The organism is Gemmatimonadota bacterium, assembly GCA_030747075.1.
Classification (GTDB): domain Bacteria; phylum ARS69; class ARS69; order ARS69; family ARS69; genus ARS69.
In genome coordinates this window covers 49,535-64,673 of record JASLLL010000011.1, presented here as the reverse complement: position 1 = coordinate 64,673, position 15,139 = coordinate 49,535, and the positions used below count along the sequence as shown (strand labels likewise).

11 protein-coding genes are annotated in these 15,139 nt (G+C 65.9%); all 11 read right to left on the bottom strand.

Annotation, left to right across the window (positions count from 1 at the left end):
- Window positions 1-43: 43 nt before the first annotated feature.
- The 11 genes from QF819_05545 to QF819_05495 all read right to left on the bottom strand — a co-directional run bounded on the left by QF819_05545 (window position 44) and on the right by QF819_05495 (window position 15,134).
- Window positions 44-2,278, bottom strand: a complete 2,235-nt coding sequence (locus QF819_05545) for a TonB-dependent receptor (GenBank protein MDP6802626.1) — start codon at window positions 2,276-2,278, stop codon at window positions 44-46.
- 1 nt (window position 2,279) lies between these two features.
- Complete coding sequence (locus tag QF819_05540) at window positions 2,280-3,092, bottom strand: class I SAM-dependent methyltransferase (GenBank protein ID MDP6802625.1); 813 nt, start codon at window positions 3,090-3,092, stop codon at window positions 2,280-2,282.
- A gap of 32 nt (window positions 3,093-3,124) precedes the next feature.
- Window positions 3,125-4,549 (bottom strand): MATE family efflux transporter, encoded by a 1,425-nt coding sequence (locus QF819_05535; protein ID MDP6802624.1) that lies wholly within the window; start codon window positions 4,547-4,549, stop codon window positions 3,125-3,127.
- On the bottom strand, window positions 4,527-6,956 hold the full coding sequence (locus QF819_05530) for a sigma 54-interacting transcriptional regulator (GenBank protein ID MDP6802623.1): 2,430 nt from the start codon (window positions 6,954-6,956) through the stop codon (window positions 4,527-4,529). The genes QF819_05535 and QF819_05530 overlap by 23 nt, the downstream gene beginning before the upstream one ends.
- The gene (locus QF819_05525; protein ID MDP6802622.1) at window positions 6,953-7,264 is read right to left on the bottom strand and encodes a hypothetical protein; all 312 of its coding nucleotides are present in this window, start codon (window positions 7,262-7,264) and stop codon (window positions 6,953-6,955) included. Before QF819_05525 ends, QF819_05530 begins: the two co-directional genes overlap by 4 nt.
- 369 nt (window positions 7,265-7,633) lie before the next feature.
- Window positions 7,634-8,257 carry a hypothetical protein gene (locus QF819_05520; protein MDP6802621.1) on the bottom strand — a complete coding sequence of 208 codons (624 nt, stop codon included), beginning with the start codon at window positions 8,255-8,257 and terminating at the stop codon, window positions 7,634-7,636.
- 116 nt (window positions 8,258-8,373) lie between these two features.
- On the bottom strand, window positions 8,374-10,269 hold the full coding sequence (locus QF819_05515) for a GNAT family N-acetyltransferase (protein ID MDP6802620.1): 1,896 nt from the start codon (window positions 10,267-10,269) through the stop codon (window positions 8,374-8,376).
- A 155-nt stretch (window positions 10,270-10,424) separates the two neighbouring features.
- Window positions 10,425-11,660 (bottom strand): glycosyltransferase family 4 protein, encoded by a 1,236-nt coding sequence (locus QF819_05510; GenBank protein ID MDP6802619.1) that lies wholly within the window; start codon window positions 11,658-11,660, stop codon window positions 10,425-10,427.
- Window positions 11,657-12,760, bottom strand: a complete 1,104-nt coding sequence (locus QF819_05505; protein MDP6802618.1) for a glycosyltransferase — start codon at window positions 12,758-12,760, stop codon at window positions 11,657-11,659. The genes QF819_05510 and QF819_05505 overlap by 4 nt, the downstream gene beginning before the upstream one ends.
- Window positions 12,757-13,740 (bottom strand): glycosyltransferase family 2 protein, encoded by a 984-nt coding sequence (locus QF819_05500; protein MDP6802617.1) that lies wholly within the window; start codon window positions 13,738-13,740, stop codon window positions 12,757-12,759. The genes QF819_05505 and QF819_05500 overlap by 4 nt, the downstream gene beginning before the upstream one ends.
- Window positions 13,737-15,134 (bottom strand): O-antigen ligase family protein, encoded by a 1,398-nt coding sequence (locus tag QF819_05495; GenBank protein MDP6802616.1) that lies wholly within the window; start codon window positions 15,132-15,134, stop codon window positions 13,737-13,739. The genes QF819_05500 and QF819_05495 overlap by 4 nt, the downstream gene beginning before the upstream one ends.
- Window positions 15,135-15,139 lie beyond the last annotated feature (5 nt).

The following is a 15,139-nucleotide window of genomic DNA, read 5'->3' as shown; positions in this document are numbered from 1 at the left end:
GCGCGGTTCCCCGGGGCGCGCCACTCCACCGGCGACAGCTCCCCTATCGTCGCGCGGACAGCTCCAGCGTCAGCGTGCGCCCCGGTTGCGGGTACGCATTCGCTTCCGGGCGATCCGCATACCGCGAGTCCAGCACATTGGACACCGTGACATCCATCGTCCACCGGGCGCCCGCCAGGGGACGACCCATGTCCGTCCGCAAGCCAATATCCCACCGCGCATACCCGGGATGCCCGGCTTCGTCTCCGCCCACACCGGTTTCGCCCAGGAGCGTGGAGTACCACCTTTCGTCCACGCCTCCCGAGGGGGGCGTTTTCGCACTTCCAGCCCGCACCGATGCACGCGCCGTCATGCTCTTCCGAAGCCGCCATTCTCCCCCAAGCCGAAACTCTCCCGAAGGGATGTCGGGCAGTGGGTTTCCCTGGCCGTCCGCACCGTACACAAACGCATAGCCAGCCAGCACCCGCCCCGCGCCCCCGTCCGGAGTCCACGACCAAGCCGCTTCGACACCGGCCAGTCTCCCTTGTGTCCGGTTCTCGTGGCGAAGCGTGTCTCCCGCGACATCGACCGGAAGTTGCACGATGAGGTCGTGCGCCAGCATCCCCCACACCGCTCCCTCCGCCGACCATGCACCGGACTCCCAGCGAAACCCCGTTTCCGCGGACCATGCGGTCTCGGGTTCCAGATCCGGGTTGGCCAGACGGTATCCGCCGGGTCTGTCCCCCTCGAACACCATCTCCGACAGCCTCGGAGCGCGAAACGACCGTGAAAGTCCCGCGGTCCCGGTCCACGCGGGAGCAAGCGGCCACACCACCGACGCGGTGAGACTGGGCGCAAGCCAGGTGGCGTCGTCCCTGTCGCGGGCTGCCCGCTTCGCAAGGTCCGCACGGGCGGCGAGCAGCACTTCGGTCGCGGGGTGCGGGTTCCACTTTCTCGCCGCGAAGACCCCCATGTCGGTGCGCGATCCGTCACGCACGAGGTCCCGGGTGGTCGCGCCTCCGGGCACGCCTCCCGCAAACGGAACCACCGTCTCGGCCGCATCGACATCCCTTCGAAAGAACGCGTCCAGCCCGCCCAACCACGCGCCACGCCCCTCCCATCGCTCTACAAGAACGGACGCGGAGCCATCCCACGATTCGTTTCGGAGGTGACCGGTCTGCGTGCGTGTTCCTTCGTCATCAAACCGTTCACCCCGGTTTGTGGTCCACGACCGATGAACGCCTCCGGCGATCTCCGTTCGGGAGTCGTTCTCTTCCCGTGCGAAGCGGCCGGAGATCTGCCGGTGCCCTTCCTCTTCGATGGTATCGAGCCGGTTGGGTTTCGTGGTGGAGCGCCCGACTTCATCCGCATTCGTGCAGATTCCGGCGATGCGAAGCGTCCCGCCCGCGACACTTCCCGAGACGATGCCCGCTCCGCCGGTGCTTTCCAGTCCGGAGTTGGTGGCGCGGCCAGCTGGATCGCCGCTGCCTGACGGAAAACGATAGTCCAGGGCGGTCCGCCGAAAAAGCGCGCAGGTCGCGGCCCACCCCGGGGTAATCGGCCCGCCGATACGCGCGGTCGCAAGCCTCCCCGCGAGACTTGTGGTGAGCGCGGCCCGCGCCTCCGCGCTCCATGCGTCCGGCGGGTCGGGCAGCCCTGCCCGGACCACGCCGCCCATGGCGCCGCTTCCCCACGCCACGCCCGCCGCACCTCGCACGACCGCAACGCTGCCGACCAGCGTTGGATCCAGAAAGCTCGCGCTTGGACCGACCCCCCGGTCTGAAGACTGGCGCATGCCTTCCAGCAACACGACCGACCGGCCGCGTCCCATCCCGCGAATCGTGGGGGCCGCCGTGAATCCATCCCGGCCGACCGCTCCCACGCCGGGCAGTTGCGCGACGGCCTGCGTCAATGACGGTGAACCCGCCGATGCCTCCCGCACGAAACCCGGACCGGGGCGATCCACGCGCGACATTGTGACCTCTCCGGTACGCCGGAGTCGATCCGCTTGAACGCTCACGGGTGCCATTCGAAACACCCGTGGCATGAGCGACACCTTGAGCGTGGTGCCGCAACGGGTCGCCTGAACGAAGGGCGCGTGATCGGGAGACCGAAACTCCAGAACGGGGTCACCCGCGCCGACGGTCACTTTGAACCGACCGTCGCCGGTCGTCGTCGCCAGTACCGTATCGCGGACCGCGTCCACGACCGCCACGCCACCGAGCGGCGATCCGCCTGTTTCGACCACTTGCCCGTCCAGCGTGCAGACCGCGACCACAACTCCCGCAAGAAGCAACATGTCATTCGCCCCCGGTGCGCCGGGCCATCATCACCAGGTCCGGGGAGCACTCGGGATCGTACGGCACCTCCGCCATTGTTCCGAATGCGGAGAAGTCCGAGAAGCCCGCCCGTGTGAGTGCGTCTTCCAGTTCGGCGCGCACCCAGCCCCGGTGCGTCACGCATCGCGCGGATCGCAACCGAACCGGCTCTTCCGAGTCGGGCCGCAGCGTCAGCGTCACCGGGTAGAAGTCCACGGTTCCGTCATCCTTCGGGTCGAGAAACCGCGCGAACACAATCTCCCCGTCCCCCTCCTCTTCCGGAAGGGGACGAAACCCCGGCGCAAGATCACGCACGCGCTTCTCCAGAATCCTGCGGTAGTTCAGGAGCTGGAACAGAAAGAGCCCCCCGGGCGCAAGAGCGGCGGCGATCCCCCGGAAGGTGGCCAGAAGCTCCTCTTCCGTGCGATGGAATGCCAGCGTGTTCCCGAGACAGATGGCCGCGCCAAACGGAGCGTCGGGGAGGCCGCCCGCTTCGGCTGCCGCACGCACTTCGAAGCGAAGCGAGCCGCCGCTTTGTGCGGCGCCCTCCAGTTCGAGCGCGTCGTCAATCATGTTCGTCGCGATGTCGATCCCGACCGCATCCCAGCCCTGCCCGGCGAAGTGCGCGGCGTGTTCGCCCGTTCCACACCCGACATCCAGGAGGCGCCGAGGCGAGGCCTGCCCCACGGTGGCGCTCAGAAAAGGTGCTTCTCTACGAATGCGTTCCGGCCATGCGATCACCCGACGGTACTCGGTGCGCTCGAATGTCCGGGATCGATCATCGTTCGGTGCCATCGGTTCTCCCTGTCAGGGGGCGGAACATTGTCTCACACAACTTCCGCTTCTGGAACCGGCCGAGGTTCCTCCACTCTCAGAACTCGCTTCCACGCGCCGCCTTGAAACCTTCTCGCGAAGAGAATCGCCTGGGAGAAGACCCACGCGCAGATCCCGATCCATCCGCCTTCCACGCCCAGCCCGAAGACATGAATCAGGACCAGCGTGACCGGGAGGAAGAAGAGCCACGAAGTCAGTATCCCGGCCTTCATGACGAATCGTGTGTCCCCCGCGCCGCGAAGCGCCCCGTTCAGCGTCACGCACACGCCGTCGCCCAACTGGAAGACCGCGCCCCACAGAAGAAGGCGTGCCCCCAGTGAGATCACTTCGGGGTCGCCGTTGAAGAGCGCAACCAAGGGCGTGCGGAAGGTCAGGAAGATCACTCCCATGAACGCCATGTACACCGCCCCGACCCGAACGGTCGCCCACCCTGCGCGTTCGGCAGAGTCATCGTCCCCGGCACCGAGGTACTTCCCCACCAGTGTCTGCCCGGCGGTTCCAATGCCGTAGCCGGGCATGAATGCGGCACGCACCACGGTCAGCGCGATCAGGTTTGCGGCCACGGGGGTGGGGCCCATGCTGGCCACGGTGAAGGTGAAGACCGTCCATGCCCCGACATCCAGCAACCAGTGGATGCCGCTCGGGAACCCGACCCGGACGGTCTTGCGAAGGTAATCCAGCCGGCTTCGGACAAAGTATGCGGGTGACGGGCGCCCACGCGCGCGCATTCGTGCCGCAATCAGCGCATTCGCCAGTGTGTGGGCCGCAGTGGCAATCACCGTTCCGAGTGCCGCCCCCCTCGCGCCCATGGCGGGAATCCCGGCGCGCTCCCATCCGAGAATCAGCACAAGGCTGATCCCGACATTCAGGGCGTTCTCGGCCACCGTCACAAACATGGGCGTCCGCGTGTCTCCGATGCCGCGGAACCATGCGTCCGAAGTGCGCGACAGGTAGAAGAACACGCACCCGATCATCCGGATGCGAAAGTACGCCGACGCCGCCGGGATGATCTCGGGCGTCGTTCCGAGAAGCTCGAAGAAGTAATCCGAACCGAAGGCGGTCAGGGCGGTCGGGATGGAGAACAGGAGCGCAAGATGAAAGCCCGCGGAACCGTAGGCGGCGGCCTTCCCGGCGTCGCCCCGGCCGGTCGCCCGCGCGACGAAGGTCTGCACCATGTCCAGTATTCCCAGAAAGAAGCACATCACGGTGAAGAGAAAGGTCATCGCGATGCCCACGCCGGCCTGCGCTTCGGTCCCGACGCGCCCCATGAGGATTGTGTCCGCCGTGCCGAGCAGCGTGATCGAGATCATGTTGATGACGGCGGGCCACGCGAGGTGAAGAACTTCGCGGGTGCGGCCTCGGGCTTCCGGGGGTGGAAGGGCGTGGGGCGGTGGGCTACTCGGCCCGCTTCCTTCCACGGACCCCCTCGATCTTCAAACGAGCCATCTTCTTGCCCAGCCCACGGTATGAGACGCCCAGTATCTCCGCCGCGCGTTTCCGAACGCCGCCGGCCTTCTCCAGGGCGGCAAGTATCTCCTCGCGCTCGGCACTCTCCAGGCGGCCGGACAGTGGCGCTCCCGAGGCACCCTCCCGGGCGCGACGACTGATGGGCGATCCCGCCGGTGCGCAGCGGGACAGCTCCGCCGCATCGACCTCCACCTCATCCTTGCCGGCATTCAGGGCCACCGTGCGATGCAGGAGTGCCTTCAGTTCCCGAACATTCCCCGGCCAGTCGTGCCGGGTCAGAAGGCGCCACGCGGAGTCGGAGAGCTTCGGAACGCTCATGCGCTCCACGCGGCAGATTTCTTCCAGCAGAATCCCGGCCAGCAGCATGGTGTCTTCGGTTCGGAACCGCAGTGCGGGAACCTGGATCACGCCCGCGGCCAAGCGGTGGTAGAGGTCTTCCAGGAACTCGCCCTTCTCAACCAGTTCATAGAGGTCGCGGTTCGTTGCGCAGATGAGGCGCGCTTCCACGCGAATACGCCGTGTCCCGCCGACCGGGCGAATCTCCTGCGAGTCGAGCACATGCAGAAGCTTGGCCTGGAACTGGAGGGTGGTCTTGTCGATTTCGTCGAGGAAGACCGTGCCCCGGGCCGCTTCGCGAAGGATCCCGGGATGCTCGCGCTCCGCACCGGTGAACGAGCCTTTCTTGTGCCCGAAGAGTTCCGACTCCTGAAGGTGTTCCGGCATGGCCGCGCAGTTGATGGGGAAGAGTTCGCCCTCTTCGCCGCGACCCACCTCGTGGAGAAGTTCCGCAACCAGCGTCTTTCCGGTGCCCGTCTCTCCCATGAGAAGAACGGGAAGGGTGGTGCGGCCGAGTTGGTCGCATTCCTTCAGCATATCGAGAAACGCCGGTGCGCTCCATTTCGTGGCGAGGAGCCGAGCACCCCTGGCTCGCGGAGCGACCGCCTGGCCCAGCCCCAACCCCTGTGAATCCAGAAGTCGGCGTTCCGCTTCCACGGTGAGCCGGGAACCCGCCTTGGCACCCATGCGATCGAAGAGTCGTCGCGCGGCGGCAAGGTGGCGGCTGCGGTCGGGGCGGTACGCCGTGCTCTCGGTGGCGCAGGCGGCCAGCGCGCAGTCGAAGGCAAGGTGGGTCCGCGCCTCTTCGTAGGGCACCCGGAGAATCTCCAGGCTGGTGAGACACTCGTCCAGATCCGCTCGCGCTTCTTCCAGGTGGCCTCGCGCCGCATTCCACAATCCGCGTGCCCGCAGCGTCAGGGCTTTGTCCTTGGCTTCGCCCGACTTTGCGCAGAGCACCACGCCCTTCTCAATCCAGGAGATGGCGCCTTCCTGATCTCCAAGCTCCAGAAGTGAGGCCCCGATCCTCCACGCCAGTTCGGAGACCAGGTCCCCTTCGGGTGCAATGGACACGGCAAGGCTCCAGGCCTTGCGATATCCGGCCAGCGCCGAGGCGGTATCTCCGGCTTCGGTGTCCAGGTCAGCGAGGTCTTCCAGGACAAGAACGAGGTCTCTCTTGCGCTCGCCGTCCTTCGCCAGTGGCAGTGCGCCTTCCGTGAGTTCGCGGGCCTCGTCGAAGCGTCCGGCTTCCCGGAATGCACGCCCCACGGCGAGGCGGCCACTCACAACCTGATTGGAGGTTTCCGCCTCTTCGGCGCTCGCCAGCGCGCGCATCCCGTACGATGCCGCAAGGTCCAGTTGCCCGGAGAGGCGCGCCGCAATCGAAAGATCCAGGCAGCGGCGCACGATTCCCGACTGGTGGCCCAACCGCTCGGCAACCCCGAGCGCGTCGCGTCCATGCCGGAGCGCGGCGTCGTACTGGGCACTCTGGATGCAGGCGATGCTCATGGCGGCGTGTGCAAATCCGATTTCCGCTTCCAGTCCGGCCTGTCGGGCTTCGGCAAGCGCGCAGTAGATGCACTCCAGCGCTGCGTCCATGTTGCCTGTGCGAAGGTGGGTCAGCCCAAGCCAGCGAAGCGCGGAGGAAAGACCTTCGTGGTCCCCCACCGCACGAAGTCCGGCCACCGCCACGGAACAATGCTCGGCTGCGCTTGCGTAGTCCCCTCGTACGAAGGATGCGTATCCACGCACCGCCCCCAGACGGTGAATGGCGCACTCGGAAACCCCCGCAAGCCCCAACCCCTGTTCCACGCAGTGGTCCGCGTCTTCCGCCCGCCCCAACGCCGCATTGCAGAAGGCCAGGCGCTTCCACAGTTCCGCCGTCGAGTCCGGTCCAAGGCCCACCCCTGATTCCAGCACCTCAAGCAGTTCCTCGCGAGCATAGGAGTACATTCCGCGGCTGTAGTGCAGCTCCGCGCGCCGTACCCCCTCTACAAGGGAAAGCTCTGTGAGGCGTGGAATCATCTCCGGGCAGCCCCCTCCATCTCGATCCCGACCGACGCGGCCCACGCCACGAACCGGTTCCAGAGATCGTCCATTTCATCGCTGCAGGCGTCCTGGAAGTCCGCCCAGAGCGCGAGATTTCCCTCGTCGCCGGTACCGTCCCCGTCACCGCCGCCCGTGCCTCCGAGATCGTCGAGGAATGGGAGAATGTCTTCGGGGTCGGTCGGCTCGCCATATCCGCTGATGTCTCGTCCGTCATCATCGGTGGCGAGTACCGGTGAAACGAGAAGCATCCCGAACGCGAGAAGCAGTGCAAGAAGCATTATCAAGTGTGTTGGGACTCTTCGCTGGCGCATCCTCTTTGTGCCGCCTTTCTCTTTCTGTCGAACTCCGCATCCGGACAGACCCTCTCGGCCCGGAACACAAAGTCCTGTGTGCGGAAGGTCACTCCTCCCGGTGGATCGACTCTGTGACCTCGCCACTCCACTCTTGTTTGTGAAGCCGCTCGGCACCCAAGTTCAATCAACGGCCCGCCAGGGGGGGGGAGGAGGAACCCACGCAACCGATCATCACGCCAGGAACCGGGGGGAAGGGGAAGATTCCTTCGCGCTTACTCAGCCTAACAGGCAGCGGCCGCAAGTGTCAAAGGTACGGAGCTTTGTGGGGATAGCTGTGCGCTAGACCCTCCCCACAGGGCGCTATTCTGTGGCCGGAAGTGCGGCCCCTTCGGTCCCCTCGAGTGTGCCCGTTCCATCCAGCCTGCCAAGCACGGCCTCCGCCAGTCGGCCAATGGACCGATCTGTGGTCTTCACCACGGCAAGACGCGCCCGGGCCGCTTCCTCCCGGCCCTTGCGAAGGTCCTGGCATGCAAGCACCCATGAGTACTGGATATCGAGCATCTCCTCCGGGTTCGGGTCCGCCATCTCCCCGAGGGACTTCCCGATCTCATCTCCGCGGCCAAGATTGTAGAGGGCGGCGGCCCTCAGGTTCCGGAAACGCTCCGGCCAGTATGGATCCTGCTCCCCCACCTGTTCGAAGTAGCCCCGTGCTTCCTCCAGGTGGCCGTCCACCTCTTCCGGGCGACCCCCCTGGTAGGCAACCAGTGCCTGACCCCACGCAAAGCGCAGGTACGCGCGGTTCTTCTTCCCGACGGGTTCCTCGAGGCTTTGCGGGCACAGGAACCCCAGATCGACGAGTGTGATGGTCTCCGGGGCAAGGGTGCGGACGAACAGCGCCCGGGGATCGGACGATTCGCCGGACCCGGTGCAGGAGACGGTCCCCGCACAAAACACTGCAAGAGAGAGAAGGGTCGCGAGTCGCATGGCGGAATTCCTCCCCGATTCAGGGTGGTGTGAACGCGGATCTTACCGCAGGAGTGCGCCAGGAGGAACCCACCGTTCCGGACTCCGGATTCTGCCAGGGCCCACGAACGCTCCGTCTACCGGCGATCCTCCTGTGTCGGCGGAGGCGCGGCCGGGACATCATCGCCGAACTTGTATCGGATGGTGACGGTATTCTCGTCCTTCCGGTAGGTCATGGGGTGCCCCATCGACCGATGAAGTTCGAGCATGGCCGTATTGTTTGCCAGCACCTCGCTCTTGAAGCCGCCGATCCCGCACGATTGCGCATGGGTGAGAAGTGCTTCCAGAAGGTGCCGCCCCATTCCACGACGACGCCATTTTTCCCCCACGACGATCGCGGTTTCCGCGTAGTTGCTCCGGGGATTGAGGTCGTACCGGCCGACGGCCACAAAGCGTTCGGACCTTCCCTCCTGAAGAAAAATACCGAAGGCCATGCGGCGTTCGTAATCCAGGCGGCACAGGTGGGCGGCCTCTTTGTGTCCGAGTTCCGTCTTCGCCATGAAGTACCGGTGATAAACGGTCTCTGGATCGTGGCTGTAGAAGAACTCCTGCAACGGACGCTCATCGGTGGCCTTGAGCGGGCGCACGAGGAACTCCTGTCCGCCGAACTCCTGCACCGTTTCGCGCTCCACCGGGTACAGGTTTGTCTCCTGCTTCCACGCGGCCTCGTCCGCGTACACATAGTGTTTCCGCTTTACGAAGTTCAACAGATCCTTGCGGAAGTTCGGGTGCGCCACGCTGATGAGCGCCAGCGCGCGTTCCCGGATCGTCTTGCCGTGCAGATACGCAACGCCCCACTCCGTCACGACATAGTGAACATCTCCGCGGCTTGTCACGACCCCCGCACCCTCGTCCAGGCGCGGTACGATCCGGCTGATTTCTCCGCCCTTCGCCGTGCTGGGCAGCGCGATGATGGGCTTCCCTCCGCGACTCATGGCCGCTCCACGCACGAAGTCCACCTGTCCGCCGATGCCGCTGTAGAAGCGATACCCGAGGCTGTCCGCACAGACCTGCCCGGTAAGATCCACCTGAAGCGCGGAGTTCACCGCCACGGTTCGGTCGTTCCGGGAGATCACGCGCGGATCGTTCACGAAGTCCGACGCGTGATACTCAATGGACGGATTGTCGTTCACATAATCGTAGAGCTTTCGCGTGCCCATCGTGAAACTGACGACCGACTTTCCCGGGTGAACCGCCTTCCGGCTGTTGTCCACATTGCCGTTCTCCAGAAGCGCCAGCAGTCCGTCGCTGAACATCTCCGTATGAACTCCGAGGTGCGACTTTTCCCCCAGGAACCGAAGAACCGCGTTCGGAATGCTCCCGATTCCAAGTTGCAGGCAACTCCCGTGGTCCACGAGTTGCGCCACATGGCCGCCGATCTGTATGGAAACATCGTCCGGGGTCTCCGGGACGGGGAGTTCCAGAATGGGGTCCGAAACCTCCACGCAGGCGTCAATGTCATCCAGATGGATGATGGTGTCCCCGAAAGTGCGCGGCATGTTCGGGTTGATCTCCGCAATCACATGGTGGGCTGTCCGGACGGCCGCCTGCTGGATGTCCACATGGATGCCCAGACTGCAGTATCCGTGCCGGTCGGGCGGGGACAGTTGCAGCAGCGCAACATCGATCGGTCGCTGGCCCGAGGTGATCAGTTCCGGAATCTCGCTCAGGAAGATCGGGGTGTAATCCGCGCGACCCTCCCGGACCGCCTTGCGGACATTCGAGCCGATAAAGAACGCGTTGTGGCGAAAGTGCCCGAAGAAGTCCTCGTCGACATACCCCGCGATGCCCAGTGTCAGGAGGTGGACCACCTCGATGTCTCGAAGGCGACCCGCCTGTTGGATGAGTTCCTGCACGAGACACTGCGGTTCCGCGCACCCTGACCCGACAAACACACGACATCCGGACAGTACATTGTGGAGGGCCTCCTGCGCGGTGACCACTTTGCTGCGATAGAGTTCCTGTGTGTTCATCCTGCCCCTCCCCGGGAAGAACCGGGCGCGGTCCGGGACTCCGTGGCGACCGGGTGTCCCGGACCCCGGAGCGCTGCTCCCGAAACCCCGCCCGACCGAATCTACGCGTCTTCGCTACCATGGCAAGGGAGGAGGCCGCCTGTTCGGGACCGCAATCAGAAACCCGTTTCCTCTCGCAACACCGACTCCAGTTTCCGGGCGAGGGCCGAACGGGAGTGGTGCTTCAACACGAACTCCCGGCCGTTCTTCCCCAGACGGACCCTTCGCTCGGCATCCGAGCGAAGTCGAAGGATCGCTCCGGCCAGCGCCTCCGGATCTTCGGGGGGCACCGCGACTCCCGCACGGGCTCCGGCAAGCATCTCCGCCGCTTCGCCCTCGATGGCCAGAAGCACCGGGCACTCGCACGCCATGTAGTTGAACATCTTCGCCGGGAGGGTTCCGGTTGTGATTCCAAGCTTTCTTCGCGTGTCGATCCCCACATCCGCACGCGCAAGAATGTGCGGAAGGTCGGCTTCCGGCACTTCGTCGAAAAACGAGACCTGATCCAACCCGCGCCCCCGCGCCCTCTCCACCAGCGCGGCCTTTCGGGGGCCGCTTCCCACGAACACAAAGCGGATCGTGCGTTCCTCCCGCAGGATCTCCGCCGCGTCCTGGATCGTCTCCAGCCCGTGGGCCAGGCCGTGCAACCCGGTGTAGACAACCGCAAAGTCGTCCGGTTCCAGATCGAGCGGACACTCCTCGCGGCGCTTCGCCCGGGAGTGCGGACGGAAGAGGTCCGTGTCCGCGCCATTCGGGATGCTGATGATCCGCGCGTCCGGCACGCCCTTTTCCTGCAGAGCCGTCCGGATTCCCTCCGTGACCGCCACCACCCGCCGGGAGTGTCGATAGCACGCCGCTTCGAGTCGCTCCGCCATCCGGCACGCGAACCCTTCGCGCAGTTCTCCCAACTGCACCGCCGACTCGGGCCACAGGTCGCGCACCTCCATCACCATCGGGATGCGGCGTAGGGCGCGAACGACCAGCGCGGACGCCCCCGCGAAGAGTGGCGGGGAGGTGACATAGACGACATCGAACCGGCCGCGCGCCACGGCCACACCCGCAAAGGCCGCCATCACCATGAAGCTCAGGTAGAACAACATCCTGCGGACAAAACCCGGGCGGGGCGACGCGAGAACCCGCACGCGCAGGATGTCGATTCCGTCCAGCGTGTCCCTCTCGAAGAGCTTGCCGCGATACCCGGGCGGAATGACTCCGGTCGGGTGGTTGGGAAACTCGGTCAACATGGTGACCCTGTGTCCGGCCTGTACCAACCCGCGCGCCATGGCGTGTGCCCGGGACTGGGTCGCGCCCACTTCGGGCGGGAAGTACTGGGAGATGTAGAGAATCCTCACTCGCCCTCTCCGTGTGAACGCCCGACGAGTTCCAGCGCGTCTTCCATGGTGGAGATGCAGTCTTCCCAGGCAAACCGGTCGAGCACCCATTCGCGCCCATGGCGACCCATGCGGGCACGCAGGCCCGCGTCCGTGCAGAGCTGAATGAGGGCGGTGGCGAGCGCGTCCACATCTTCCGGTTCAAGGAGGATGCCGGACCGGCCGTCATCGACCGTTTCCGGAAGCCCCCCCACCCGCGAGGCGACCACGGGAACCCCGCACGCCGCGGCCTCCAGAACCGCAACGCCCAGGCCTTCGCGACGGCTCGGCGCCACGAACACATCGAAGCCGTGCAGTTCCTCCGGAATCCGATCGTGGGAGATGCGCCCCCGAAACTCCGTTCGGTCAGAGATGCCCAGTTCCCGCGCCAGCGATTGAAGCGCCGCCGCTTCCGGTCCGCCCCCCACGACCCGAAGCCGCATGCGGTCTCCGGCCGGATCTCGTGTCCGGCGAAGAGTCTCCACGGCCCGCGCAAATCCCCGGAGCAGCAGGTCAATCCCGTAGACCGGCTTGAGCGATCGCACCGTCCCCACCGTGACGCTCCCGCCCGGCTCCGCTTTGGTGCGTGGCGAGAAACGACCCACATCCACGCCGAAGGGGGTCTGCGTTGCGGGAACCCCGGGGGCAAGATCGCGAACGCCGCGCAAGAGTGCCTGGCTGGTCGCGAAGATCCGGTCGGCCGAGGCCAGGTTGGCGCACAGGATCCGGCGGTGAATCCGGGACCGGTTCGGGAAGTACTCGATGTCGCTGCCCCACACAGACAGGGCGTGCGGGTGAAAGCGCGACAACCTCCCCAGTGTTCCGTATCCGCTGGCGAAGTGCGTGTTCAGGACTTCCGGCCTGATCGTCCGGAGGGCCGCGCGGACGCTTCGCGCGTTCAGCACATATCCGGCGGGCGCAGGCACGGGAAGGGGATGTATGTGGACTTCCGGGCGCAGGGACGGAGAAGGCGGATGCATGCTGATCAGGTGGATCTCCCGCCCGCGCGAGGCCAGCGCGTTCGCCCAGCGAACGACATGGACCGAGCCCGCCGACCCGAGAAGTGCGATTCGACGGATCATTCCGTGACCCCGCTTCGAAGGCGATCCGGATGGGCGTTCTGCGCGCCCTCCACTGTCGACCAGCGAAAGCCCCGCAGTGCGTCGCGAAGGTCCCGGTAGATCCGGGCGCGCTCCGGAGAGTTCCCGCGGCCGCCCAGAATGCCGAACTTCGCGTCGGCGCGGTAGAGGTGCGCGCGAAAGCCCAGTCGCCACAGCCACCGAAAGCGCAACCGACTCTCCGGCACTCCGCGAGATTCGATGAAGTACTGGTAGTCGGACAGCACCCGGGCGGCAAAGGGTGCCGCCTCATTCTGGCGGGTGGACGCCCCCCCTTCGTGAGCGAACCGCGCATCCGGCACCACCCCCACGCGCCCCCCCGTCGCCCGCGCACGGTCGCACCACTCCACATCTTCCTGGTAGAGAAAGTAGTCCTCGTCCATGGGACCGAGCGCGACGAGGTTCGTGCGAAGAACGGCCATGGCCGCCCCCGAGACCAGGTCCGTCGAGATCACGCCGCTCTCCCCGGCGATCACGCGGCGGACTTCCGCGCTCCTCCTGCGCGGGAGAAAGAACCCCTCCCGCAGAATGTCCCGAACCTCCGGGCGGCGACGCGCGCTGCAGCGATTCACCGCGCCGCTTCTGTCCACAATGGTGCCGCCCAAGAGGAAGTACTCCGGGTGGCTGCGGGCTGCCGAAGCCAGCCGGGCAACCGCCCCCTCCCCGGGAACCACATCCGGGTTCAGGATGACAAAGACATCGCCCGTGGCTTCGCGGAGACCCCGGTTCACTCCGGCCGCGTACCCGCGATTCTCTCGCTCGATGAGCACACGCACACCCGGAATCCGACGCTGGGCGGCAAGCTGTCCGCTGCCGTCGTCCGACCCGTTGTCGACCACGAGAATCTCGGACTCCTCCGCGCACGGACCTCTCGCGAGGCGCTCCAGGTGCCCGGCGAGTTCCGATCCGCCGTTGTAGTTCACCAGAATCAGCGAGACCGTCACGCACCCCCGGAGGTTGTCGTGGCTTCGTGCATTCGCTCCGCCATCGCGAGAAGAAACCACAGGAGGTAGTTGCTGCTCTCGTCACCCACGGGAATGACCATCCCCTGCACAAGAAACGCCGTGCCGCCCAGTATCAGCGCGGCTCTCGGCCATTCTTCCGGGCGCGACCTCCCCGGCGGTGGCCGACCCTTCGCCACATTCCTCGCGAAGAGCACAAAGAGTGCCACCATCAGCGCAAGCCCGGGCACGCCCATGGCCAGCGCGCGCTGAAGAAAGAGGTTCTCCGCGGTCAGCGCGACACTTCGAGCGTGGGAGGTGCGGTAATCCTGATCCAGACTTCGCGAAATCCCCCCCCATCCCACTCCGCGAACCGGGTGGTCCCGAACCACCTCCGCCACCTGGTGGTAGGTGATGATCCGGGCCATGGCGGAAGTGGACTTCCCGCTGAACACCTGGTCGAGTCGCCGGTAGAGAGCGTCCGGCGCGGACACCGTCCAGACGAGCACCAGTGCGGGCAGGATCACCAGAAGGCGGCGGCGCGAACCCAGCACGCTCCAGACCGCCACCGTCGACCCGACGGCCACGGCGCCGCCCACGGAGTAGGTGTGCTGGTTGCATGTGGCCGCGGCCACCACAACCGCGCCCAGGAACACGCGCCCCCAGACTCCCTGTCGACCGGACAGAAGCCCGAGCGCCAGCCCGAACCCCACGGACAGCGCATGCGAAAAGTGAAGCGCGTGATCGTAGGTGGAGAAGATGCGGAGCTTCATGTCGCCGGTCCCGGCATCGTAGGCGGCGTGCGCGGTCGCCCACCCCACATACGCCCCCGGCGTCACCGGCAGCGAGGCCTGATAGAGCCCGTAGGTCATGGCGACGGACAGCCCGCCGAGAAACGCCAGCAGCGATTGCCTGGCGTCCCCTGCCGTACGAATCTCGCTCTTCGCAATCACGAAGACCGCAAGTTGCGCCGCCATGCGGTGGACCGTCTCCAGTCCGTGAATGGGTTGCGGCGCTCCGTAGAGCCCCGCCGTGCTGATCGCGAGAATCGCAAGGCCGATGCGAAGTGTCGTGCTTCGCAGGAAGCCGGACAGGCCTTCCCGCCAGAGAGTCGCCCCGAGAAGCGTGAAGAGCAGAACATCGCCGTAGTAGAGGGTGATCGTCCCCAGCACATCCGAACCCAGCGGTTGCCTGAGCGGAATCGTGATCAACGCAAGCAGCCACGCGCCCCGGCGAAGGCCGACTTTCCAGATCAGTGCGCCGGACATCGCAAGCGTGAGAACCAGAAACGCCGTCTTGGCCGGAAAGAAAGCGACGCTGGTGGCCAGCGCCGCCATCAGCGTTGCGGCGATCACGCCTCGCCCGGCGGCCCCCGACAACATTCGTTCGCCGGTCATTTCGA

Coding starts and splice junctions, on each gene's coding strand:
- QF819_05545 (MDP6802626.1), bottom strand. CDS start 2,278: ATGTTGCTTCTTGCGGGAGTTGTGGTCGCGGTCTGCACGCTGGACGGG.
- QF819_05540 (MDP6802625.1), bottom strand. CDS start 3,092: ATGGCACCGAACGATGATCGATCCCGGACATTCGAGCGCACCGAGTAC.
- QF819_05530 (MDP6802623.1), bottom strand. CDS start 6,956: ATGATTCCACGCCTCACAGAGCTTTCCCTTGTAGAGGGGGTACGGCGC.
- QF819_05520 (MDP6802621.1), bottom strand. CDS start 8,257: ATGCGACTCGCGACCCTTCTCTCTCTTGCAGTGTTTTGTGCGGGGACC.
- QF819_05515 (MDP6802620.1), bottom strand. CDS start 10,269: ATGAACACACAGGAACTCTATCGCAGCAAAGTGGTCACCGCGCAGGAG.
- QF819_05505 (MDP6802618.1), bottom strand. CDS start 12,760: ATGATCCGTCGAATCGCACTTCTCGGGTCGGCGGGCTCGGTCCATGTC.
- QF819_05495 (MDP6802616.1), bottom strand. CDS start 15,134: ATGACCGGCGAACGAATGTTGTCGGGGGCCGCCGGGCGAGGCGTGATC.